Annotated in this window: 20 protein-coding genes; 17 read left to right on the top strand and 3 right to left on the bottom strand. The window is 69.2% G+C overall.

What is annotated here, in order from left to right; translation table 11 throughout:
• Positions 1-103 precede the first annotated feature (103 nt).
• The 5 genes from D3230_RS02640 (at position 104) to ilvC (ending at position 5660) form a co-directional block, all read left to right on the top strand.
• Positions 104-346, top strand: coding sequence for a hypothetical protein (locus D3230_RS02640; protein WP_202343434.1), 243 nt, complete (start codon positions 104-106; stop codon positions 344-346).
• 118 nt (positions 347-464) lie between these two features.
• Positions 465-2156 carry a dihydroxy-acid dehydratase gene (gene ilvD / locus D3230_RS02635; protein ID WP_202343433.1) on the top strand — a complete coding sequence of 564 codons (1692 nt, stop codon included), beginning with the start codon at positions 465-467 and terminating at the stop codon, positions 2154-2156.
• 86 nt (positions 2157-2242) lie between these two features.
• Positions 2243-4042 (top strand): acetolactate synthase large subunit, encoded by a 1800-nt coding sequence (locus D3230_RS02630; RefSeq protein WP_202343432.1) that lies wholly within the window; start codon positions 2243-2245, stop codon positions 4040-4042.
• A gap of 2 nt (positions 4043-4044) precedes the next feature.
• Positions 4045-4554: an acetolactate synthase small subunit gene (gene ilvN, locus D3230_RS02625; RefSeq protein WP_202343431.1), complete on the top strand. Its 510-nt coding sequence runs from the start codon at positions 4045-4047 to the stop codon at positions 4552-4554.
• Positions 4555-4643: 89 nt separating this feature from the next.
• Positions 4644-5660 carry a ketol-acid reductoisomerase gene (gene ilvC, locus D3230_RS02620; protein WP_237466849.1) on the top strand — a complete coding sequence of 339 codons (1017 nt, stop codon included), beginning with the start codon at positions 4644-4646 and terminating at the stop codon, positions 5658-5660.
• A 76-nt stretch (positions 5661-5736) separates the two neighbouring features.
• Here ilvC and hrpB read toward each other — a convergent pair whose 3' ends face one another.
• Both hrpB and D3230_RS02610 read right to left on the bottom strand, forming a co-directional pair.
• The gene (gene hrpB / locus D3230_RS02615) at positions 5737-8304 is read right to left on the bottom strand and encodes an ATP-dependent helicase HrpB (RefSeq protein WP_202343429.1); all 2568 of its coding nucleotides are present in this window, start codon (positions 8302-8304) and stop codon (positions 5737-5739) included.
• 260 nt (positions 8305-8564) lie between these two features.
• Entirely contained in the window at positions 8565-9413 is an 849-nt protein-coding gene (locus tag D3230_RS02610) for a hypothetical protein (protein WP_202343428.1), read from the bottom strand.
• A 94-nt stretch (positions 9414-9507) separates the two neighbouring features.
• Between D3230_RS02610 and D3230_RS02605 the strand changes: the two genes are divergently transcribed.
• The 6 genes from D3230_RS02605 to efeB all read left to right on the top strand — a co-directional run bounded on the left by D3230_RS02605 (position 9508) and on the right by efeB (position 15749).
• Positions 9508-10005 carry a hypothetical protein gene (locus D3230_RS02605; RefSeq protein ID WP_202343427.1) on the top strand — a complete coding sequence of 166 codons (498 nt, stop codon included), beginning with the start codon at positions 9508-9510 and terminating at the stop codon, positions 10003-10005.
• A 2-nt stretch (positions 10006-10007) separates the two neighbouring features.
• Positions 10008-10331 (top strand): hypothetical protein, encoded by a 324-nt coding sequence (locus tag D3230_RS02600; protein ID WP_202343426.1) that lies wholly within the window; start codon positions 10008-10010, stop codon positions 10329-10331.
• 121 nt (positions 10332-10452) lie between these two features.
• Complete coding sequence (serA, locus tag D3230_RS02595; protein WP_202343425.1) at positions 10453-12045, top strand: phosphoglycerate dehydrogenase; 1593 nt, start codon at positions 10453-10455, stop codon at positions 12043-12045.
• A gap of 221 nt (positions 12046-12266) precedes the next feature.
• Entirely contained in the window at positions 12267-13208 is a 942-nt protein-coding gene (gene efeU / locus D3230_RS02590; protein ID WP_202343424.1) for an iron uptake transporter permease EfeU, read from the top strand.
• Positions 13209-13240: 32 nt separating this feature from the next.
• Positions 13241-14461 (top strand): iron uptake system protein EfeO, encoded by a 1221-nt coding sequence (gene efeO, locus D3230_RS02585; protein WP_202343423.1) that lies wholly within the window; start codon positions 13241-13243, stop codon positions 14459-14461.
• Entirely contained in the window at positions 14451-15749 is a 1299-nt protein-coding gene (efeB, locus tag D3230_RS02580; RefSeq protein ID WP_202343422.1) for an iron uptake transporter deferrochelatase/peroxidase subunit, read from the top strand. The genes efeO and efeB overlap by 11 nt, the downstream gene beginning before the upstream one ends.
• Here the strand turns inward: efeB and D3230_RS02575 are convergent.
• On the bottom strand, positions 15733-16095 hold the full coding sequence (locus D3230_RS02575; protein ID WP_202343421.1) for a hypothetical protein: 363 nt from the start codon (positions 16093-16095) through the stop codon (positions 15733-15735). The two genes, efeB and D3230_RS02575, sit on opposite strands and share 17 nt — an antisense overlap.
• A gap of 279 nt (positions 16096-16374) precedes the next feature.
• On the opposite strand from D3230_RS02575, the gene D3230_RS02570 reads away from it, so the two are divergent.
• The 6 genes from D3230_RS02570 (at position 16375) to D3230_RS02545 (ending at position 24301) form a co-directional block, all read left to right on the top strand.
• Positions 16375-18642, top strand: a complete 2268-nt coding sequence (locus D3230_RS02570; RefSeq protein ID WP_202343420.1) for a polyribonucleotide nucleotidyltransferase — start codon at positions 16375-16377, stop codon at positions 18640-18642.
• A gap of 119 nt (positions 18643-18761) precedes the next feature.
• Positions 18762-19868, top strand: coding sequence for an NYN domain-containing protein (locus D3230_RS02565; protein ID WP_202343419.1), 1107 nt, complete (start codon positions 18762-18764; stop codon positions 19866-19868).
• Between the two features lie 37 nt (positions 19869-19905).
• Positions 19906-21279, top strand: coding sequence for a M16 family metallopeptidase (locus D3230_RS02560; protein WP_202343418.1), 1374 nt, complete (start codon positions 19906-19908; stop codon positions 21277-21279).
• Between the two features lie 59 nt (positions 21280-21338).
• Positions 21339-22097: a 4-hydroxy-tetrahydrodipicolinate reductase gene (gene dapB / locus D3230_RS02555; protein ID WP_202343417.1), complete on the top strand. Its 759-nt coding sequence runs from the start codon at positions 21339-21341 to the stop codon at positions 22095-22097.
• Positions 22094-22570 (top strand): tetratricopeptide repeat protein, encoded by a 477-nt coding sequence (locus tag D3230_RS02550; RefSeq protein ID WP_202343416.1) that lies wholly within the window; start codon positions 22094-22096, stop codon positions 22568-22570. Before dapB ends, D3230_RS02550 begins: the two co-directional genes overlap by 4 nt.
• A gap of 135 nt (positions 22571-22705) precedes the next feature.
• Positions 22706-24301 (top strand): APC family permease, encoded by a 1596-nt coding sequence (locus tag D3230_RS02545; RefSeq protein WP_202343656.1) that lies wholly within the window; start codon positions 22706-22708, stop codon positions 24299-24301.
• The last annotated feature ends 46 nt before the right edge of the window (positions 24302-24347 follow it).

Here is a 24347-nt window from a genome sequence, read left to right as displayed (position 1 = left end):
ATGGGTGAGTGAGATAGTCTGAGTCGGAGAACTCCGCGCGGCGGGGCGTCACGTTTCGCGGGAGGCCCCCGCGCACAACCGAGGGTGAAGGAGCAGAGCGGATATGAGCTCGCAGGAAAATGGTGCACTGTTCGAGGAGAGCTCGCGCGGCGGCGTCGGTGCCGTGACAGCGATTGTCTTTGTGATCTCGATCGTGCTCGCATTCGGCGGCATGGTCTTGATGAGCTACGGCTTCAACCCGACCATGGAGGTCTCCGCTGAGCTGGGGATGTTCATCGGTGGCCTCGTCGCGTCGGCGATCGGCTTCGTCCTCCCGTTTACGCTGCTGCCCGCCCTCGGGAAGTAACGCGTCACACCTGGAAAGCGCCGCGGGCTCAGGCTCGCGGCGCTTTTCGCGTCCCCGGACCGCCGCAGGATCATCGGCCAGGCCGCGTGCGGCATGAGTGAGGGCATAGACTTGTCGCATGGCAGAGATTGACATGAAGCCGCGAAGCCGCGACGTCACTGATGGGATCGAGAAGGCCGCAGCTCGGGGTATGCTCCGCGCGGTCGGCATGGGCGACGAAGACTGGGATAAGCCCCAGATTGGGATCGCGTCCTCCTGGAACGAGATCACGCCGTGCAACCTGAGCCTGGACCGGCTTGCCCAGGGCGCCAAAGAAGGCGTCCACGCGGGCGGCGGGTACCCGCTGCAGTTCGGCACCATCTCCGTGTCCGACGGCATCTCGATGGGCCACGAGGGCATGCACTTCTCCCTCGTCTCCCGCGAGGTCATCACGGACTCGGTGGAGACGGTCGTGATGGCCGAGCGCCTCGACGGCACCGTGTTGCTCGCGGGCTGCGATAAGTCGCTTCCCGGCATGCTCATGGCGGCGGCGCGGCTCGATCTCGCGAGCGTCTTCCTGTACGCCGGATCGATCGCGCCCGGCTGGGTGAAGTTCGAGGACGGCACCGAGAAGCAGGTCACGATCATCGACGCCTTCGAAGCCGTCGGCGCGTGCAAGGCCGGCACCATGTCGGAGGAAGATCTGCACCGCGTCGAGTGCGCGATCGCCCCGGGCGAGGGCGCCTGCGGCGGCATGTACACCGCCAACACGATGGCCTGCGTCGCCGAGGCGCTCGGCATGAGCCTGCCCGGTTCGGCCGCGCCGCCGTCTGCGGATCGCCGCCGTGACTACTTCGCTCACCGCTCGGGCGAGGCCGTGGTGAACATGCTGCGCCAGGGGATCACCGCGCGTGACATCCTGACCAAGAAGGCCTTCGAGAACGCGATCACGGTCGCGATGGTGCTGGGCGGCTCCACGAACGCCGTGCTGCACCTGCTCGCGATCGCCCGCGAGGCCGAGGTCGAGCTGACGCTCGACGACTTCACCCGGATCGGGGCGAAGACCCCGCATCTCGCGGACATGAAGCCGTTCGGCCAGTACGTGGCACAGGACTTTGACCGCGTCGGCGGCATGCCCGTCGTTATGAAGGCGCTGCTCGATGCGGGCCTCCTGCACGGGGACGTCCTCACCGTCACCGGGCGCACCATGGCGGAGAACCTCGCCGATGTGAAGACCCCGATTGACGGCAAGGTGATCCGCGAGCTGGAGAACCCGCTGCACGCGAACGGCGGCCTGACGATCCTGAACGGCACCTTCGCTCCCGAGGGTGCCGTCGTGAAGACGGCCGGCTTCGACGCCGAGCTGTTCGAGGGCCCGGCACGCGTGTTTGATCGCGAGCGCGCCGCGATGGATGCCCTCACCGAGGGCAAGATCGGCAAGGGCGATGTGGTCGTGATTCGCTACGAGGGCCCGAAGGGCGGGCCGGGCATGCGCGAGATGCTCGCGATCACCGCGGCGATCAAGGGCGCGGGGCTCGGAAAAGATGTACTACTATTGACGGACGGACGATTCTCAGGCGGCACAACCGGCCTGTGCATCGGCCATATTGCGCCAGAGGCAACGGACGGTGGTCCGATTGCGCTGGTTCGTGACGGAGACCTGATTCGGGTTGACATCGTCGCACGAACGCTCGATCTGCTGGTAGACCCCGCTGAGCTCGAGGCCCGCAGAGCAGACTGGGCCCCGCTTCCCCCGCGTTACACACGTGGCGTACTCGCGAAGTACTCCAAGCTGGTGCGGTCGGCTTCTGAAGGTGCCGTCACCGGCTAAGCCGCGAGGGTGGTGACTCCGTGCGTCCCGGCCACGGAGTTCACTCCCGTGTTTTCGCCTCATACCTCCGATCAGGAAAGCAATCAATGACCTCGGATTCGAGTGCAAGTTTCCCCAATCCCTCCGCGGCGGTGCGCGGCGAACGGATGACGGGTGCCCAGGCTGTCGTGCGCAGCCTTGAGGCGCTGGGTGTGCCCAGCGTCTTCGGGCTGCCCGGCGGTGCCGTGCTCCCGCTCTACGACGCCCTGATGGACGCCGAACAGCTGCGGCACATCCTCGTCCGGCACGAGCAGGGCGGCGGCCACGCCGCCGAGGGCTATGCCGCGGCGAAGGGTGAGGTCGGCGTGTGCATCGCGACCTCGGGCCCCGGCGCGACGAACCTCGTCACGGCCATCGCGGATGCCTACATGGACTCGGTGCCGCTGCTCGCGATCACCGGCCAGGTGTTTTCACACCTCATGGGCACCGACGCGTTCCAGGAGGCGGACATCGTCGGCATCACGATGCCGATCACGAAGCACTCCTTCCTCGTCAAGTCGCCCGAGGAGGTGCCCGGCGCGATCGCCGCGGCGTACCACCTCGCGTCGACCGGCCGCCCCGGCCCCGTGCTCGTGGACATCACGAAGGACGCCCAGGAGGGCGAGCTTGACTTCGTCTGGGATCCGCAGGTGGACCTGGCGGGCTACCGGCCCATCACGAAGGCGAACAGCAAGCAGATTCAGGCCGCGGCCGATCTGATCGCGGCCGCCGAGCGCCCCGTGTTCTACGTGGGCGGCGGCGTCAACCGCGCCGGTGCCGCGGAGGAGCTGAAGCAGCTCGTCGAGCTCGTGGGCGCCCCCGTCGTGACCACGCTGATGGCCCGAGGCGTCTTCCCCGACTCGCACCCGCAGCACATGGGCATGCCCGGCATGCACGGCACGGTCCCGGCGGTGCTCGCGCTGCAGGAGGCCGATCTGCTCATCACCCTCGGTGCCCGTTTCGACGATCGCGTCACCGGCAAGGCGGCGCTGTTCGCTCCGGACGCGAAGGTGATCCACGCAGACATCGATCCGGCCGAGATCGGCAAGATTCGCGCCGCGGACGTCCCGATCGTGGGTGACGCCGCCGACGTGATCGCCGACCTCATCGCCGCCGTGTCCACCGCGAAGATCGGTCGCGATTGCGCCGACACGAGCGCCTGGTGGGACCGGCTGCGGATGCTGCAGGAGCGCTACCCGCTCGGCTATCAGGAGACGAGCGACGGCTTGCTCTCGCCCCAGCACGTGATCCAGCGCATCGGTGAGCTCACCGGGCCGGAGGGCGTGTACGCGGCGGGCGTGGGCCAGCACCAGATGTGGGCTGCGCAGTTCATCAAGTACGAGCGCCCGAACGCCTGGCTCAACTCCGGTGGTGCCGGCACCATGGGCTACGCCGTTCCCGCGGCGATGGGCGCGAAGGTTGCCGAACCCGACCGCGTGGTGTGGGCGATCGACGGCGACGGCTGCTTCCAGATGACCAACCAGGAGCTTGCCACCTGCATGGTGAACAACATTCCGATCAAGGTTGCGGTCATCAACAACTCCTCGCTCGGCATGGTGCGCCAGTGGCAGACTCTCATCTACGACGGTCGCTACTCGAACACCGAGCTCAACACCGGGCACGGTTCGCAGCGCATCCCCGACTTCGTCAAGCTCGGGGAGGCCTACGGGTGCCTGTCGATCCGCGTGGAGCGCGAAGACCAGGTGGACGACGCGATCAAGCTCGCGCTCGAAACGAACGATCGGCCCGTGGTCATCGACTTCGTCGTGAGCGCCGACGCGATGGTGTGGCCGATGGTCCGCCAGGGCACGTCGAACAGCGATATCCAGTACGCCCTTGAGCACGCCCCCGAGTGGGAGGAAGAGTAACCATGGCTCGTCACGTTCTCAGCCTCCTCGTCGAGGACAAGCCCGGTCTGCTGACCCGTGTGGCGGGGCTGTTCGCCCGCCGCGGCTTCAACATCGAGTCGCTCGCTGTCGGCCCGACGGAGATGCGCGGACTCTCCCGCATCACCGTGGTCGTCGACGAGGACGAAACCCTGCTGGAGCAGGTGACGAAGCAGCTGAACAAGCTCGTCAACGTCATCAAGATCGTGGAGCTGGATGAGACCAGCTCCGTGCAGCGCGAGCACGTCCTCATCAAGGTGCGTGCGGACAACCAGTCACGCTCGCACGTCCTCGAAGCAGTGAACCTGTTCCGGGCGCGCGTCGTCGACGTGGTCCCCGAGGCCCTCACGATTGAGGTCACGGGTGACTCCGCCAAGATCGAGGCCTTCCTCAAGGTGCTTGACCCGTACGGGATCAAGGAGATCGCCCAGTCGGGGCTCATCGCGATGGGCCGCGGCTCGAAGTCGATCTCCGAGCGCGTATTTAAGAACTAACCGCGCGGTCACCGTACCGCGCACCCGAACCTGTGCGCGACCCGCGCACACATGAACCGCAAATCAAAGGAGAAGTCCACGTGGCTGAGATGTACTACGACGCAGACGCCGACCTGTCGATCATCCAGGGCAAGAAGGTAGCTGTCGTTGGCTACGGTTCCCAGGGACACGCACACGCCATGAACCTGCGTGACTCCGGTGTCGAGGTCGTCATCGCCCTCAAGGAGGGCTCGAAGTCGATCCAGAAGGCGGAAGAGGCTGGCTTCGAGGTCAAGACCGTGGCCGACGCCGCGGCCTGGGCGGACCTCATCATGATCCTCGCGCCGGATCAGCACCAGCGCGCGATCTACGCTGACTCGATCAAGGATCAGCTGACCGCGGGCAAGACCCTCGCGTTCGCGCACGGCTTCAACATCCGCTTCGGGTACATCGAGGCGCCCGAGGGCGTCGACGTGATCCTCGTCGCACCGAAGGCTCCCGGCCACACCGTGCGCCGCGAGTTCGAGGCCGGCCGTGGCATCCCCGACATCATCGCCGTCGAGGTCGACGCCTCGGGCACCGCGTGGGAGACCGCGAAGTCCTACGCGAAGGCCATCGGTGGTACACGTGCGGGCGTCATCAAGACGACCTTCACCGAGGAGACCGAGACGGATCTCTTCGGCGAGCAGGCCGTGCTCTGCGGCGGCACCTCGCAGCTCGTCCAGTACGGCTTCGAGACGCTGACCGAGGCGGGCTACCAGCCCGAGATCGCCTACTTCGAGGTGCTGCACGAGCTCAAGCTGATCGTGGACCTCATGTGGGAGGGCGGCATCGCCAAGCAGCGCTGGTCGGTCTCCGACACCGCTGAGTACGGCGACTACGTCTCCGGCCCCCGCGTCGTGGATCCCTCCGTCAAGGAGAACATGAAGGCCGTGCTCGCGGACATCCAGTCGGGTGCCTTCGCAAAGCGCTTCATCGAGGATCAGGACAACGGCGGCACGGAGTTCCTGGAGCTTCGCGCCAAGGGCGAGACCCACCCGATCGAGACCACCGGTCGCGAGCTCCGCAAGCTGTTCGCGTGGAAGTCGACCGACGAGGACTACGTCGACGGCAGCGCCGCGCGTTAAAGCCAGGCTGACACACACTGCCTGACACACCGCAGGCCCCGGGGGTTTCCCCGGGGCCTGCGGTGTTTCCGCGCGGCTATCCCCGTGCGGCGCGCGTTGTGCGGGCCGTCGCCTCCGCCGTCCACGGATCCTCCGGCCACGGGTGCTTCGGGTACCGCCCCCGCATTTCTTTCCGAACGTCCTGGTACGGGCCGCTCCAGAACGAGGCGAGGTCGTCCGTCACCGCGAGCGGTTTCCGGGCCGGGGAGAGGAGATGGAACAGGATCCGCACCCGGCCGTCCGCGAGGCGCGGGGTGTCCGCGAAGCCGAAGAGTTCCTGCAGTTTCACCGCGACGATGGGCCTGGCGTCCGGGTCGTCCGGGGCAGGGTACGCGATGCGGATCCGAGAGCCGGACGGTACCGCGAGATGCTCCGGCGCAAGCGCGTCGATCTGCGCGGCCTCAGGCCAGGGGAGCAGCCGGCGCAGCGCCGAGGTCACGTCGATCCCGTGGAGCGAGGACTGCGGGGTGAGCCGTGCGAGATCCGGACCCAACCACCCGTCGATCCCGTCGAGCAGCGCGGCGTCCGAGACGTCGGGCCAGGGGGTGCCGAGCTCCCGGTGGAGGAGTCCGAGGCGGCCGCGCAGCGTCGTGGCCGCCTCGCTCCAGCGGAGGGCGTCGAGCCCGACCTCGCGGAGGTGCGCGGCGAGCGCCGGACCGGTGTCTTCGGGGGTGGCTCGCACCGGGCTTGCGCTGCGCACGATTGCGCCGAGGCGGCGTTGTTCCTGGACGCGGACCCGGCCGTCGGCGACCCGCGCGATCCGCTCGGTGCGACTGAGCGGTGCGCCCACGCGCAGCGCATCCGCTTCCGTCAGCCCTGCCGCGAGCCGGATGACGGCGCCGGTCCCGTCGCCGATGCGACCCTCGACGCGCTGCACCTCGCGCACCGCCAGCCACTCGTGTGCGAGGAGGGGGCTGCCCTCGGGAAGGGCCGCGCGGGTTCCGCTCGCGAGCAGGTAGCTTCGGGAATGCTCGGCGGTGCGGCGCGCGATCCACTCGGGGCGGGTGAGCGCGGTGACGACCCCGGCGCTCGATCCGGTGCCCGATCCGGCACCGGTTCTCTGCTCTGCCGCCGCGATCAGCGCGAGGCGGCGGCTCTCCCGTCGCCACCGCTCGGCACCGGGGGCGCGGCCGTCTCTCAGCGCGCGGAGCAGCGCGCTCAGGTCGCCGCTTGGCTCGCGGAAGTCATCGGAGATCGCGGCGATCACCTCGGCCACGGCCTGGGGGTCGCCGAGCTCCGCGGTCCCGGCGAGCAGGCCGCGGGCTTCGCGGACACGGACCGGGAGTCCGGCGACTCGGGTGCCGAGGGCGGTGGGGCGGCCTGTCTCGTCGGTGAGCGTGAGGGCATGGAGCTCGGCGACGGCCTCGGTCATCGCCGCGCGCGGCGGGGGCGTGAGGAGGGGGAGTCCGTCCCCGCCCGGCGTGCCCCACGCGGCGAGCAACAGCGCGGCGTCAGTGAGGTCGGCGGAGAGGATCTCGGGTTGCGCTGCCGCCGGCATTCGGGCGAACTCCGTCTCCGAGTACGCTCGGACGGCCCTGCCAGGGCCCTGTCGGGCGGCGCGCCCCGCACGCTGCTCGGCGCTCGCCCGAGCTGCGCTCACGGTGACGAGGCCGGTCATGCTGCGGGCGCGGTCGCGGCGCACCTCGCGCGCCAGGCCGGCGTCGACGACGAGCCGCACCCCGGGCACGGTGAGCGAGCTTTCCGCCAGGGACGTGCTCACCACGATGCGGTGGGGGTCCCCGGGGCGGCGGCCAGACACCGCGCGATCCTGGTCCCGCGCCGGGATGCGGCCGTGCAGGGGCAGCGCCTCCACTGCGGCGTCGCCCCGCAGGGCCGCCGTGAGCGCCTGAATGTGACGCACCACGTCGTCGACTTCCCGTGCCCCGGGAACGAACACGAGGGCGTCGTGGCCGGCCGCGCGCTGTTCGGTGACGGCGAGCTGCGCGACGTGGTGGAGAAACTCGCGCGTCACGCCGCGCTCGGTGAGCCGCGGAGCGGCCCCCGGCGCGTACACGATATCCAGTGGGTGGAGCGGGGACGGAACCGCGACGACGGGCGCGTTCAGCAGTTCGGAGAGCCCGGCCGCGTCGAGCGTGGCCGACATCGCGATCACCGTGAGCTCCGGCCGCAGTTCCCGCAGCTCGGCGAGCATGCCGAGCAACAGATCGCCGTCGACCGAGCGCTCGTGCACCTCGTCGAGGATCACCGCGCTGACGCCGTCGAGCGCGGGATCGGCGAGGAGCCGCCGCAGGAGCACGCCCGGCGTGAGCGCCTCAACCCGGGTACGTGCGCTGACCTCGCGTTCGCCGCGCACCGTGAAGCCGACGGGGCCGTCGGTCGGGCTTCCATCGAGCTCTGCGAGCCGCCGGGCCGCTGCGCGCACCGCGACCCGCCGTGGCTGGGTGACCAGGATGCGCCCCTGGCCGTCCGCTCGATCAGCCAGGAGGTTCGCGACGAGCGGCGGCACATACGTGGTCTTGCCCGTGCCGGGCGGCGCCGTGATGACGGCGGCCCCGCGCGCGATCGCGTCTGTCAGCTCGTCGTGTGCCGCGGCGACGGGCAGCCCCGCGCCGATCGCGGCGAGGTCGAAAAGGTGCGGGGTCACCCGTCCATCCTAGGCGCCGGGCGGTGCGTGGCGGGACGACCGCGGCCCACGCCGGGACGCCAGCGGCGGTGCGCCCACGCCGGGACGCCGAGGGCGCCCCGGGACCAGGCGGCCCCGCGCGCGTTCACCAACGACTCGGAGATTCACGAACGCACAGGAGATTTCGACCCGGATCCGGCACCTGGCCCGTGAATCTCCTGCGGAACGAACGACCGAGGCCCCGCACCCGGGCGGGTGCGGGGCCTCGCAGGGCACGCGGGCTACTCGGCAGGAACCTCCTCGGCGGGCGCGTCCTCGGCCGGCGTTTCGGAGAGCGCGGGGGCAGCGACCGCGGCGTTCACCGCGTCGACCTGCTCCTGCGTGAATCCGCAGTACTTCGTGGCCTCGCTCTCCCACTTCAGCGTGAGGCGGTCCTTCCCGGCCTCGTGGGCCGCCGCGACGGTGCCCCGGTAGATCGTGCCGTCCTTCGACTCCTTGTTCACGTCGGGGACCGCGTCGCAGACGTGGAAGACGCCGCCGCTCTTCGTCCAGAACACCTCGTCCTGGCCGGTGAGCTGCTCGATGATGTTGGTCTCCGCGGCGTACTGCTCCTGCGACGGGGACTGGTACGAGACGCCGAAGGCCGCGGCGATGAGCAGCACGACGATGCCGATGCCGCCAGCGAGAGCTTTCTGCTTCCCGCTCATGTTCTTGTTCAGGAAGATCATGATGATGAGCGGCAGGAACGACACGATCGACATGATCGCGCCGAGCTGGTTCTGGATGAAGAACTTGACCTTGTCGCGTTCAGACGCCGGATCGAGGCGGTTCGCCTGCTTCCAGCACAGGGAACCCGCGACCGAGAGCACGCCCGTCACGACGATGGCGCCGATGAGCAGCCACATGTTGACGGGAACCTGCTTCAGGATCCAGAAGATCGCGAAGGCCTGTACGCCGATGGCCAGGATCCACGCGACCCAGGCGATAATGCGCAGGCGCGTGGCCTTCGCCTTCGACTCGGCGGAGGGGGTCCATGCGGGACCCGAATCGTTCGACGCGCGCGCCGCGGCCGGCTCGGCGGACTGGGGCTGCTCGACGCGGACAACCTTCTTCTTCGGAGTTTCGGTCATGGCTGCTCTCTTCCAAGGGGAGGGGTCACTTCGAATATAGCGGGATCATCGTCTTCCCGGGTGTCTCCGAGCCTGCCGAAGCTAGGCTAGAGGGATGCAAAAGAAGTCGGTTCGGGTGCCTCGGGAGAGCGCGCTGGCGAGCGGTTGGACAGTGGAGGGGGCGGCTGAGCCGGCCCCGGAAGCGGTGGCGGATCCGGCACCCGAGTTGCTCGCGGGCGCCGAGCTCGACGCGGCTGACGCGAGTGCGGCGGAGCACGCGGACGACGCCGACGACGCGCGGCCGCAGGTGTCCAATGGGGCGCTCGTGGCGCTCGGCGTCTTTGGCGGCATCTATCTGCTCTACACGGTGGGCTGGTTCATCGTCGCGCAGGCGTACTCTGCCGTGAACGCGCTCACCGCGGCGGGCAGCGGGTCGATCGGCGGGATCCTGCAGCAGATCGTCTTCTGGGCGGCACCGTTCGCCCCGGCCCTGTGGTTCTTCATGGCGTTGGCGCTCAGCCGGGGCAACCGCACCGCGCGCCTGGCGATCCTGCTCGCGATTGGCGCGGTGGTGCTGCTGCCGTTGCCCATGCTGATTACCCGGGGGGCATAGCCGTGGCGAAACGTATCCTGTCGTGGGTGGCGGGCCTGGCGCTCGTGGGCCTGTATGTGTATGCGACGATCACCGGGGTCGGGAACCTGACGGGCATGCTCGGCCTGAGCGGGGCACTCGGCATGGATTTGAGCGTGTCCGGCTGGCTGTGGCTGATCGCCGGGGTGGTGCTGCCGCTCGTGGTGCTCGCCGGAGCCCTGCTGATCGGTCGAGGCCGCGGCGCATGGACTCGAATTCTCCTGCTCGCGGCAGGAATTGCGGCGGTTGCTGTGCTGCAGCTCGATCTCATGCACGTGATCCCGGAGTCCTCCTACTTCGCCCAGTAGCGGCGGAAGCTCCCTGACGGATTGTTGCTGCGCGCACCGGACACGCCCGATGCGGCGGTAGGGTAGAGGTCTGCGTGTGCCTCACGCAGATTCCCTGTCGCTGACCCGAAGGATTCGCTTGATGTCTGCGCCGGTCGTGCTGATCGCCGAACAACTCTCACCCGCCACCATCGCCGCGCTTGGCCCCGACTTCGAGGTGGTGCACGTCGACGGCACCGATCGCGACGCGCTGCGCTCGGCGCTCGCGACCGCCGATGCGGTGCTCGTGCGCTCCGCCACCCAGATCGACGCCGAGGCGCTCAGCTGGGCACCGAAGCTCAAGGTCGTCGCCCGCGCGGGCGTCGGTCTCGACAACGTCGACATCAAGGCCGCCACTCAGGCCGGCGTGATGGTCGTTAACGCCCCCACCTCGAACGTGATCAGCGCCGCTGAGCTCACCGTCGCCCACATTCTCGGTCTCGCACGCCACTTGCAGCGAGCGCACGAGTCGCTCTCCGTGGGGCAGTGGAAGCGCTCGTCCTTCACGGGCACCGAGCTCTACGAGAAGACCATCGGCATTATCGGACTGGGCCGGATCGGCGCGCTCGTCGCCGAGCGCCTCCGCGGCTTCGGCGTCGAACTTGTCGCCTACGATCCCTATGTCACCGCGGCGCGCGCCCAGCAGCTCGGCGTGCAGCTGGTGACGCTCGACGAGCTCGTGGCGCGCGCGGACTTCCTCACGATCCACATGCCCCGCACCCCCGAGACGCTCGGCATGATCGGCGCGGAACAGCTGCGCGCGATGAAGTCGACCGCCTACGTGGTGAACGTCGCACGCGGCGGCCTGATCGACGAGGCCGCACTGGCCGAGGCGCTGACCGCGGGCGAGATCGCCGGTGCGGCGCTCGACGTGTTCGTCCAGGAGCCCCCGGCCGACACCGCGCTGACCGGGCTGCCGACGGTCAACGTCACGCCGCACCTCGGTGCCTCCACCGCCGAAGCGCAGGAGAAGGCCGGCGTCTCGGTCGCGAAGTCCGTGCGCCTGGCGCTCGCGGGTGACCTGGTTCCCGACGCGGTCAACGTCGCCGGTGGCGTCATCGACGAGTACGTGCGCCCGGGCCTCCCGCTCACGGAGAAGCTCGGCCAGGTCTTCGCGGGCCTCGCCGCCGGGCGACTCGCCTCGATCAATATCGAGGTCCACGGCGAGCTCGCCGAGCGCAACGTCGAGGCGCTGCGCCTCGCCGCACTGAAGGGCGTGTTCTCGAAGATCGTCAGCGATCCCGTCTCCTACGTGAACGCGCCGCTCCTCGCCGAGCAGCGCAACGTCGAGGTGCAGTTCTCGGTGGACGGCACCTCGGAGAGCTACCGGAACGTCATCACGATCAGCGGCGGCCTCACCGACGGCACGGTGATCTCCGTCTCGGGCACGCTCACGGGCCCGAAGCAGGTCCAGAAGATCGTGGAGGTCAACGGCTACGAGGTCGAGCTCCCGATCCCCGAGCACCTGATCGTGTTCAGCTACACGGATCAGCCGGGCATTGTCGCCGCCTACGGCAGCGTGCTCGGCGAGGCCGGCGTGAACATCGCGGGTCTGCAGATCGCGCGCGACGACAAGAAGGGCACCGCGCTGTCGGTGCTCTCCATCGACGCCCCGGTCGCGCCGGACGTGATCGAGCGCCTCGCCGCGGCGATCGGCACCGAGGCCGTGCACACGATCGACGTCGACGCCCTCTAGTCAACGCTCGCGCACCGCAGCCCCCGCCGATTCGGCGGGGGCTGCGGTGTTTCTGGTGTGCGGGCGTGGGGTGCGCGGCGTGGAACGGGCCCCCGCTAATTCCCCGATCACATCAGATGTGGGCTTGCGATGGGGGAGCGCGCAGGAGTAATGTGATCCCCGGTTCCGCTGAGGTGAGCCTAACCATCATCACACCATCCCTGAACGTAAGGCCGCACTCCATGCTCGGAACCTTCTTGATCGGCCTGCGCGAAGGCCTCGAAGCTGCGCTCGTGGTCGGGATCCTGCTCGCGTACGTGCAGCGGATTGGCCGCCGCGACGTCGCCTGGCGGATCTGGGCCGGGGTGGCCCTCGCCGTGGGCGTCTCGCTCACCGTCGGCGCGGTGCTCACCTTTGGGGCGTATGGCCTCTCCTTCCAGGCGCAGGAGATCATCGGCGGATCTCTCTCACTGCTCGCGGTGGCGCTCGTCACCTGGATGGTGTTTTGGATGCTCCGCACCGCCCGGGGCATGCGCGGCGCGCTCGAAGGACAGCTGGGTGACGCGATCGCGGGATCCGGCTGGGGGATCGTGGCCGTCGGCTTCCTCTCGGTGGGGCGCGAAGGCCTGGAGACCGCGCTGTTCATCTGGGCGACCACCCGCGCCTCGGGGGACGGCCCCCTGCTCGGGCTCGCCGCGGCGGTCGCGGGTATCGTCGTCGCCGCGCTGCTCGGGTGGCTGATCTACCGCGGCCTGCTGCGCGTCAACCTCGCACGGTTCTTCACCTGGACTGGGGCGCTGCTCATCGTGTTCGCCGCGGGGGTTGTGGCCTACGCCATTCACGATCTCCAGGAAGCCGCGGTGCTGCCCGGGCCCTTTGCCCTGGCACCCGAGGGTGCGAGCGCGTGGGTCCAGTCCTGGTACGGGGAGTCCGCCTGGGCGTTTCGCGTTCCCCAGGTGATCGCGCCCGACGGAATTCTGGGCAGCCTGCTGAAGGGCACCATCGGCTTCACGCCCGAGATGACCCGACTCGAGCTGCTCGCCTACGCCCTGTACCTCGGTCCCACGATGACGCTGTTTGTGCGGCGCGCCCGGCACCGTGCTCCCGCCCGAACCCCGGCACCGCGCCCGGCCCCCGATTCCGACATCCCTTCCCCCTCGGCCGTGCCGTCCGCACGTCCGTAACCCGCACTTTCCGCACTCTCGAGGAGACCACCGTGCAGCTTCGTTCCCCCCTGACCTTCGCCGCCGTTGTGGCGGCCGGCGCCCTGACGGTGACGGGATGTGTCCTCAATGCGGGGGCTGGCTCCGCCGCCACGACCGCCCTCACCGTCGATTCCAGTGCCGCCGCTTGTGCGGTCAGCGCGGCGACCGCTCCGAGCGGCCCCATCACCTTCACGGTGACGAACTCGGGCGAGCAGGTCACCGAGTTCTACGTGCTCGCGGAGAACGAGCTCAGCATCGTCGGGGAAGTGGAGAACATCGCGCCGGGCTCGAGCCGCGACCTCACGCTCGTGGCGCAGCCCGGCGAGTACTTCACCGTGTGTAAGCCCGGCATGGTCGGCGCGGGGATCGGCCAGACCGCGTTCACCGTCACCGGCGAGAGTGTTGCGGCGAGCGCCGATGACGCGGCGGCCGAGGAGGCTGCCGTGACGAGCTACACGGCATACGTGAAGAGCCAGGCCGCGGAGCTCGTGCCCCAGGTGCAGGCCTTCGTCGACGCGTACGCCGCGGGCAACGACGACGAGGCGCGGCGCCTCTTCCCGCTCGCACGCGTGAGCTACGAGCGCATCGAGCCCACCGCGGAGCAGTTCGGCGATCTCGACCCCGCGATCGACTACCGCAAGCCGGGTGCCGAAGCCGAGGGCCTGCCGTTCACCGGCTTCCACCGCATCGAGATGGACCTCTGGCTCGACGCGGCGAAGCAGAACTACCCCGATGAGCAGCTCGTCGCGCTGACGCCGGCGGAGCGCGCCGAGGTGGGCGACAAGCTCGTTGCCGACATCACCTCCCTCTACGACCTCGTGCACTCGGATGACTTCTCGCTGACGCTGAGCGACATCACGAACGGCGCGATCGGCCTGCTCGACGAGATTGCCGCACCCGACGGCAAGCTGCCCGGCGAGGAGAACGAGTTCGCCCACACCGACCTCTACGACTTCCGCGCGAACGTCGAGGGCGCGCGGGTCGCGTACGAGGCCGTGCGCGACATCGCCGCGGCGAAGGGCGACGATGGGGCCCAGCTCACGACGACGCTCGACGCGCAGTTTGCCGGGATGCTTGAGCTGCTCGCCAGCTACGGCGACTTCGAGGCCGGCTTCGTCGACTATTCGACGGTGGATCAGCGTGCCCGCGGCGAGCTCGGCGCACAGCTGAACGCGCTGAGCGAGCCGATGTCCCGCCTCACGCACACGGTGCTCGGGATCAGTGCCGAATAGCGAGCGTCGCGTCAGCCGACGCGGGCTCCTCGGCCTGCTCGGCGCTGGCACCGCCGGCCTCGCGGTCGGCGGTGCCAGCGGTGCTGCGCTCGCGCACGCCGCCGGACATGGCGCGCTGGGCGGCGGCTCCGGCCCGGGAGCCGGCGACCGGGTGATCCCGTTCCACGGCGCTCACCAGGCCGGAATCGTCACCCCGGCGCAGGATCGCCTGCACTTCGCGAGCTTCGAGCTGCTGCGCGGGGTCGACCGCGAGGCGCTCATCGAATTGCTGCGCGATTGGACGGCGGCGGCCGAGCGGCTGACGCGCGGCGAGGACGTCACCGCGGCCGGCGCGGTTGACGGCCCACCGCTCGCTCCGCCCGACGACACGGGGGACGCGCTCGGCCTGGGTGCCGCAGGGCTCACCCTGACCTTCGGGTTTGGGCCCTCGCTGTTCGCGAACGCGGAGGGCATCGATCGGTTCGGGATCGCGGACCGCAGGCCCGCGGAGTTCACGGAGCTGCCCGCGTTCGCGTTTGATCTGCTCGATCCCGCGACGACGGGCGGGGATCTGTGCGTGCAGGCGTGCGCCGATGACCCGCAGGTCGCCGTGCACGCGATCCGCAACCTCAGCCGCATTGCCATGGGGAAGGCGCGCATCCTGTGGAGCCAGCTCGGCTTCGGTCGCACCTCCTCGACCTCACTCAACCAGGACACGCCGCGCAACCTGTTCGGGTTCAAGGACGGCACCGCGAACGTCATGGCGGAGGAGCGCGACGCGCTCGCCGAGTACATCTGGGTGCCGAAGAATCACCCGCAGGCGTGGCTGCGCGGCGGCAGCTACCTCGTCGCGCGCAAGATCGCGATGACGATCGAGACCTGGGATCGCGCCTCGCTTGCTGAGCAGGAACAGATCGTTGGCCGCACGAAGGGCGAGGGCGGCCCGCTCTCCGGGGGCGCCGAGTTCGACGCCCCCAACTTCGCGGCGCAGTCGACGGCGGGCGGCCCCGCGATCGCCGTGGACGCGCACGTGCGGCTGGCGCACCCCGAGCAGAACGGCGGGCTGCGCATGCTGCGCCGCGGCTACAACTACGTTGACGGGTCGAACCCGCTCGGCCAGCTGGGGGCCGGGCTCTTCTTCATCAGTTATCAGCGCACGCCCGAGACGTTCGTGCGCGTGCAGCAGAGCCTCAAGGGCGACGCGATGAACGAGTACCTGCGGCACGTGGGCTCGGGCCTGTGGGCGGTTCCGGGTGGCATGCAGCCGGGGGAGTACGTGGGCGAGGCCCTCTTCACGGAGTCTGCGTAGCTGCGCGGCGTCGCTCGCTGCGACGCCGCGCGCTGCGTCCGCGGAGCCACATCGCGATCGCGATGAGCCCGCAGCTCGCGAGGAGCACCCCGGCGAGCGCGCCGTCGCTGACGCTCAGAAACCAGGAGATCACGGGGTGCTCGGCCACCGACTGCGGGGTCGGCTCCCACCACCGGTTCGAGCCGCGCACCGATCCAGCCTGCCGGATCTCCTCCGCATCGATGAGCGTGGCGAGCCAGGGCCGCACGATCGCGTTGAGGAGCACGCCGACCGCGAGGGGCGACACGATGATCGCGGTGTCGCGGCGAGCCCTGCGCCGGATCGCGGGATCCTGATCTACTGGCATGCGCCTGGGCTCCGTTCGGTGCTGCGGAAATGTGCGCTCCAGTCTAAGCGGCACCAGGGATTTCACCCGCCGTTGAGGGCCGCGGTGCTATCCTGAGAAACGCGGGCGTCTGCCCGCACCAACGATGAACCGAGCACACGGTGGCTGGTCTTCGGTGGTGGATCCCTCCCAGTTCGTTTCTGGGATCTCGGGAGTGGCCTTCCACTGTTGATCAGCACTCGCAGGCCGTCGGCGTCTGCGAGCGGTTGCTGCGTGCTCGCCAGAAGTAAAGGAGAACCCGTGGAGGGTCCTGAAATCAAGTTCGCCGAGGCTGTCCTCGACAACGGCAAGTTCGGTAAGCGGACGATCCGGTTCGAAACCGGGCGCCTCGCACAGCAGGCACAGGGCGCGGTTGCCGCGTACCTGGACGAGGAGACGATGCTCCTCTCGGCCACCAGCGCATCGAAGCAGCCGAAGGATCACTTCGACTTCTTCCCGCTCACGATCGACGTCGAGGAGCGCTCGTACGCCGCCGGCAAGATCCCCGGCTCGTTCTTCCGTCGCGAGGGCCGCCCCTCGACCGAGGCGATCCTCGTCTGCCGCCTCATCGACCGCCCCCTGCGCCCGTCCTTCGTGAGCGGCCTGCGCAACGAGGTCCAGGTTGTCGTGACCGTGCTCTCGATCGCTCCGGGCGAGTTCTACGACGCGCTCGCGATCAACGCCGCATCGGCGTCGACGCAGATCTCCGGCCTGCCCTTCTCCGGCCCGATCGCCGGCGTGCGCCTCGCCCTCATCGGCGATCAGTGGGTCGCGTTCCCGAACGCGGAGCAGCTGCAGGACGCGGTCTTCGACCTCGTGGTCGCCGGCCGCGTGGTCACCGACTCGAACGGCAACGACGACGTCGCGATCATGATGGTCGAGGCCGAGGCCACCGAGCAGAGCTGGGACCTGATCCGCAGCGGCGCGACGAAGCCGAACGAGGCCGTGGTGGCCGCCGGTCTCGACGCCGCAAAGCCCTTCATCGCCCAGCTGTGCAAGGCGCAGTCGGAGCTCGCCGCGCAGTCGGCGAAGGAGATCGCCGAGTACCCGGTGTTCCTGCCCTACACCGACGAGGTGCTTGCCGCCGTCGACGCGCTCGCCCGCGAGGAGCTGGCCCCGATCTACCTGATCGCGGACAAGCAGGAGCGTCAGAACGCTGACGACGCACTGAAGGCGCGCGTCAAGGAACAGATCGCCGCGAAGGTCGACGCGGGGGAGCTTCCCGAGTCCGCCAACGCTGAGGTCTCTGCCGCGTACAAGTCGGTCACCAAGGACATCGTCCGGAACCGCGTGCTCAGCGAGGGCGTCCGCATGGACGGCCGCGGCACGAGCGACATCCGTGCGCTCGACGCCGAGGTGCAGGTCATCCCGCGCGTGCACGGCTCCGCGATCTTCCAGCGCGGCGAGACCCAGATCCTCGGTGTCACCACGCTGAACATGCTCAAGATGGAGCAGCAGATCGACTCGCTCTCGCCCATCACGAGCAAGCGCTACATGCACCACTACAACTTCCCGCCGTACTCGACCGGTGAGACCGGTCGCGTGGGATCGCCGAAGCGTCGCGAGATCGGGCACGGCTTCCTCGCCGAGCGCGCCCTCGTGCCGGTGCTGCCGAGCCGCGAGGAGTTCCCGTACGCGATCCGTCAGGTGTCCGAGGCGCTGTCCTCGAACGGCTCCACCTCGATGGGCTCCGTCTGCGCCTCGACCCTGTCGCTGCTGAACGCGGGCGTGCCGCTGCGCGCACCCGTCGCCGGTATCGCGATGGGCCTCGTCTCCGACGAGCTGAACGGTGAGACCCGCTACGCGGCGCTCACCGACATCCTGGGCGCCGAGGACGCGCTCGGCGACATGGACTTCAAGGTCGCCGGTACCTCGGAGTTCATCACCGCGATCCAGCTCGACACGAAGCTCGACGGCCTGCCCGCCGACGTGCTGAAGGGTGCGCTGACGCAGGCTCACGAGGCACGCCTCACGATCCTCAGCGTGCTGAACCAGGCGATCGACGCGCCGGACGAGATGGCCCCGACCGCGCCCCGCGTGATCACGGTCAACATTCCGGTCGACAAGATCGGTGAGCTGATCGGCCCCAAGGGCAAGACGATCAACGGTATCCAGGACGAGACCGGCGCCGACATCTCGATCGACGACGACGGCACCGTCTACATCGGCGCGACCGACGGCCCCGCGGCCGAGGCTGCGCGCGCGCAGGTCAACGCGATCGCGAACCCGCAGAACCCCGAGGTCGGCGAGCAGTACCTCGGCACGGTCGTGAAGAACGCCGCCTTCGGCGCGTTCGTCTCCCTGCTCCCGGGCAAGGACGGCCTGCTGCACATCTCCGAGGTGCGCAAGCTTGCCGGCGGCAAGCGCATCGAGAGCGTGGACGACGTGCTCTCGGTGGGCCAGAAGATCCTCGTGAAGATCACGAAGGTCGACGATCGCGGCAAGCTCTCGCTGGAGCCCGTGATCGAGGAGCAGGCCGCTGAGGCCGAGGCCCCCGCGGCCGAGGCCGAGGCCCCCGCAGCGGAGTAACCGCCGCGCCCGGGCAGCGCCCGGCTCGACACTGCGCCCGTCGCACCCCAGCAGGGGAGCGGCGGGCGCGGTCGCGTCTGCGCGGTGACAGCGGGCCCCGAGCCTGACAGACTGGGCGCATGGCGGATACCCAGAACGGCCGCGTCGCGGTCTACCTCGACTTCGACAACATCGTGCTCTCCTGGTACGACCGGGTGCACGGGCGCAACTCGTTTTCGCGAGATCGGCAGCGCATCGCCGAGGATCCGACCGCGCCGGATGTTGCCGAGCGGATGCGCGCCGCGGCCGTGGACGTGGGCGCGATCATCGACTACGCCTCCTCCTTTGGCACCCTGGTCCTCACCCGGGCATACGCGGACTGGTCCGCCCCCATCAACGCCGTGTATCGCTCGCAGCTGGTCGCGCGGGCGGTCGATCTCGTGCAGCTGTTCCCCGCCGCCGCCTACGCGAAGAACGGCGCGGACATTCGGCTCGCCGTCGACACCGTCGAGGACATGTTCCGGCTCGACGATCTCACCCACGTGGTGATCGTCGCGGGCGACTCCGACTATGTGCCGCTCGCGCAGCGGTGCAAGCGGCTGGGACGCTACGTCGTGGGGATCGGCGTCGCGGGCTCGACCGCGAAGTCTCTGAAGGCCGCGTGTGACGAGTTTGCCAGCTATGACGCGCTGCCGGGCGTCGAGCTCCCGGAGCGCCCGGAGCGGGCCCAGGCGAGCGGTTCCGGGCGTCGTGGGCGTGCCGCGAGCGACGTGCCGAGCGAAGCCGCGAGCGAATCTCCGAACGAAGCCACCCCGGAGGCCGCGGAGGCCGCAGAAGCCGCGGCGGAATCCGCCACTCCGGCACCGACCACGCGCGGCCGCCGTCGCCGGCAGCAGACGGTGCCGGATCCCGCAACGGGCGCGGAGGATCCCGCACTCGCGGCACTCGGCGCGGTGCTGGATGCGCAGGTCGACGCGGATGACGTGGACGATGAGGACGGCGATCCCGAGATCGAGGCGACGGGCCTGCTCATTCGGGCGCTGTGGCTCGGGCAGGAGAAGGACGACTCCGGCTGGCTGTACAGCTCCGCGGTGAAGCAGCAGATGCGCCGCATGGATCCCTCGTTCTCCGAACGCGCGCTGGGGTTCCGATCCTTCTCCGACTTCCTGAAGTCCCGTTCCGACATCGCGGAGCTCGAGGAGACCGGCCACGAACGGCTCGTGCGGCTGCGCGATCAGAGCGCCTAAGCGGAAGCTCCCCATCCGCGCCGGATAGGCTGGGGGGATGCGCGAACCGATCCTCCTGCCCCTGGACCAGGCCGAACTCACCGTAGACCTCAATGGGAGTCTGATGCGGCGCACGGTGCACCCGAGCGGCCTGCGGGTCCTCACCGAACTGATGCCGAGTGCGCGCAGCGCCACGATCGGGTTCTGGGTGGGCGTCGGGTCGCGGGACGAGCAGGCGGATCGCGACGATGCGCCGGGCAGCCTCGGCTCCACCCACTTCCTCGAGCACTTGCTGTTCAAGGGCACGCCCACGCGGAACGCCTACGAGATCGCCACCACCTTCGACCAGATGGGGGCCGAGCACAACGCGCTCACGGCCAAGGAGTACACCTGCTACTACGCGAAGGTGCGCGACGCGGACCTGCCGGAGGCCGTCGCGGCGCTCGCGGACATGGTGACGAACTCGGTGCTGGATCCGGAGGAGTTTGAGACCGAGCGCGGCGTGATCCTTGAGGAGCTCGCGATGGCGGCGGACGATCTCGCGGACGTGGCCAGCGAGCAGCTGTTCGCTGAGGTGCTGCGGGATCATCCGCTCGGACGCCCGATCGGCGGGTTGCCCGAGACGATCCGTGGCGCGCGACGCGACGACGTGGATCGGCACTACCGCGACCGCTACGATCCGAGCACGCTCGTGGTGACCGCCGCCGGGGCCGTGGACCACGACGCCCTGGTGGCGCAGGTGCTCGCCGCGTTGAACGCCTCGCCGGAGGAGCGCTGGCATACCGACCGCGAGGCGGCCCCGCGCCGGCGCGCGCAGGCGAGTGATGAGCTCGCGGTCACCGCCGCGAGTGCGTCCCCGCGGATCTGTGTCACCGAGCGTCCGAGCGAGCAGATTAATCTGCTCATCGGCACTCCGGGGCTGCGCGCCACGGACCCGCGCCGTTTCGCGTTCGGCATCATGAACTCCGTGCTCGGCGGCGGCATGTCCAGCCGGCTCTTCCAGGAGATCCGCGAGAAGCGCGGACTCGCGTACACGGCCTATTCGTTCGGCGCGAGCTACTCCGACACGGGAGTCTTCGGGATGTACGCCGGCATGGCCCCGGAGAAGGCGAGCGAGGTACTGGAGCTCAGCCAGCTCGAACTGCAGAAGCTTGCGGACTCCGGCATCACCGCCGAGGAACACGAGCGGGCACTCGGCCAGATCGCCGGATCCTCCGCGCTGGCACTGGAGGATTCCGAGACCCGGATGGGACGCCTCGCCCGCGCGGAGATCGGGACGGGGGAGCTCTACGATCTCGACACGTCGTTGGCGCTCATCCACGCGGTCACGGGCGAGGAAGTGCGCGAGGTCGCTGCGGCGCTCGCGGGTCGGCCGCTCACCGTGGTCGCGGTCGGCGACGTCGCGCGCTCGGGACTGCAGCCGAACGCGTAGCCTGCGGGGGCCGGACGGTTCGGCACGCCGGGCCGCGCGGACGCGGTAGTTTAGAGGGCATGTCACAACGCGTTGCCGTCACCGGGGCCACTGGCCGACTCGGAACCCTCGTGTGCGAGGTGGTCGAAGCGCATCCGGACTTCGAGCTTGTCGCGCGCCTCACGAGCGCGTCCGCGCCGGAGGAAGGCGCGGACGCGGATCTGCTGGTTGACGTGAGTCACCCGGACGCGTCCGCGGAGATCGTCGATCGGGCGCTGGCGCGGGGACAGCGCGTGGTCGTGGGGACCAGTGGCTGGTCCGCGGAGCGGCTCGCGACGCTCGCCGAACGCGTGGCTGCCGCGCAGGGCGGGGTGCTCGTGGTGCCCAACTTCTCGCTGGGTTCGGTGCTCGGCACGGCGCTCGCGCGGATCGCGGCCCCGTACTTCGACGCGATCGAGGTGATCGAGGCGCACCATCCGAACAAGGTCGATTCGCCGTCCGGAACGGCCGTGCGCACCGCGGAACTCATGGCCGAGGCGCGCGGCGGTGCGCCCGTCGACGCGCCCTTCGCGGAACAGCCCGCGCGCGGGCAGCGTGTCGCTGGCATCCCCGTGCACAGCCTCCGTCTGGCGGGGGTGGTCGCGAAGCAGGAGGTGCGCTTCGGCGGCCCCGGCGAGGTGCTGAGCGTGGTCCACGACACCCACTCGAACGACGCGTATCGCGCGGGGATCCGTGCGGCGCTCGAGTTTGCGACGAGCGCGACCGGCCTGACGGTGGGTCTCGATCGCGTGCTGGGGCTCTCGGAGCTCGGCACGGTCGCGGCGGGGGACCGGGCATGAGCGCGCGGCTTCGCGCCATCGTCGGCGTCACGATCATGAGCGCCCTGCTCGTGCTGTACTTCGTGTTCGCCGGGATCCGCGCGATCGGGCTGCTGCGCTCGGGCGAGCTGCTCCCGATCGTCATGGGGGTGGCGATGCTCGTGCTGCCCCTGCTCGGGGTCTGGGCCTTGGTGCGAGAGCTGATGTTCGGGCGCCAGGCGACGCGCCTTGCGGATGCACTGGCCGCGGCCGGTGAGATGCCGGACGAGCCGGTCGCCACCCGGCCGTCCGGCCGCCCCGAGCGCGCCGATGCCGACGCGGCGTTTCCGCGCTACCGGGCCGAGGCGGAGGCCGCCCCCGAGCGCTGGCAGTCCTGGATGCGGCTCGGCATCGTGTACGACGCATGTGGGGATCGAAAGCGGGCCCGAGCAGCGATTCGCGAAGCAATTCGACGCGAAAAACACGAAATCGGTGGGATTCCTCCCAAGGATTAGGGAAATCGGCATCTGCTGCATAGACTCGATGCCCGAAAGCCAGGGATCGGGGCCAAGATGACCTCGCGCGGATTCAGTAACGAATCTCCTGTCGCCGACGATGCGCACCACCTCGCGCGAGAAAGCACGGTTGTGATGGCGAAGTACGACCTCAACGCCCCCGAGCCACGAACTCGGACCCTCGACTCGGTTACCGGAATCAGCAAGAAGGGCCTCCCGTCGGGCACCGTGGGTGTCATGGGGGCGCTCGTGATCGGGCTGTCGGTGTGCGCGCCCGCGTACACGCTGACCGCCGCGGTCGGGCCGGCCGCGAGCGAGGTCGGGTATCAGACGCCCGCGATCTTCCTCATGGGCTTCCTGCCCATGCTGCTCGTGGCGCTCGGGTACCGCGCGCTGAACACCGCGATGCCGGACTCGGGGACCTCCTTCACCTGGGCGTCGCGCGCGTTCGGTCCCTGGGTGGGCTGGATGGCCGGATGGGGGCTCATCGCCGCAACGGTGCTCGTGCTCTCGAACCTCGCGGGCATCGCGGTGGAGTTCCTGTTCCAGTCGATCAGCATCGTCGCGAACGATCCCTCGATCGCCGAGCTGTCGGGCAACAAGTTCATCAACATCCTCGTGTGCCTGTGCTTCATGGCCGTGGCAACGTTCATCTCCTACCGGGGCATGACCTCGACCAAGATCTTCCAGTACATCACCGTGGTGTTCCAGATGGCGATCATGATCTGGTTCATCGTCGCGATGTTCATCGGTGCCGCGGATCCCGCGAACGAGGCGGGTCGGATTCCCGAGCTGTCCTGGTTTAACCCGCTCGAGGTGGACAGCTTCAGCGCGTTCGCCGCCGGAATTGCGGTCTCGATCTTCGTGTACTGGGGCTGGGACACCGTCCTGACCATGGGCGAGGAAACGAAGCCGTCGAAGGGTCGCCTCTCCACGGAGAGCAAGGCCGCGATGATTCTGGTCTTCATCCTCGTCGTGCTCTACGTCAGTACCGCCGCCGCGACCGTCGCCTACGCGGGCCTCGGCGAGACCGGAACGGGGCTGAACAACCCCGCGATCGCGGAGAACGTGTTTGCGGCCCTCGCGCACCCCGTCATGGGACCGGCCGCGATCCTGCTCTCCGTCGCGATCCTGGTGAGCGCGATGGCCTCGATCAACTCCACCGCGATCTCCCCGGCGCGCACGCTGCTCGCCATGTCGCACTACGGCGCGTTGCCGCCCGCGATCAAGAAGATCCACCCGAAGTACAAGTCGCCGTATGTTGCGCTGATGCTGTCCTCGATCGTCGCCTCGGTGTTCTACGCGCTCATGCGGTTCCTCAGCGAGGACGTGCTGTGGGACACGATTACCGCCCTCGGCATGATGGTCTGCTTCTACTACGGGATCACCGCGCTCTCGAGCCCGTGGTACTTCCGCAAGACCGCGATCAAGGAGGGGTTCGGTTCGGTGATGTCGAAGCTTGTGCTCCCGGGTCTCGGCGGCATTCTGCTGCTCATCGTGTTCGTCCAGACCACGGTGGACAGCATGGATCCCGAATTCGGCTCCGGCAGCAACATCGGCGGCGTCGGCCTCGTCGGAATCATCGGGGTCGTGGTGCTGGGCCTCGGCGTCGTGTTGATGCTGCTGCAGGCCAAGGCGAAGCCCGCCTTCTTCCGGGGCCAGGTGCTCGCGAAGGCGGACGCGCGATCGGACACCTCGGCGATGCCGGTGTTCGATGACGGCCTGGGGTAGACCTCAGCTTCGTTGTGACGCGCGGGGCCGAGGATCGTGAGATCCT

It is taken from the genome of Leucobacter chromiireducens subsp. solipictus (genome assembly GCF_016758195.1).
Classification (GTDB): domain Bacteria; phylum Actinomycetota; class Actinomycetes; order Actinomycetales; family Microbacteriaceae; genus Leucobacter; species Leucobacter solipictus.
This window is presented reverse-complemented; position numbering and strand designations above follow the sequence as displayed.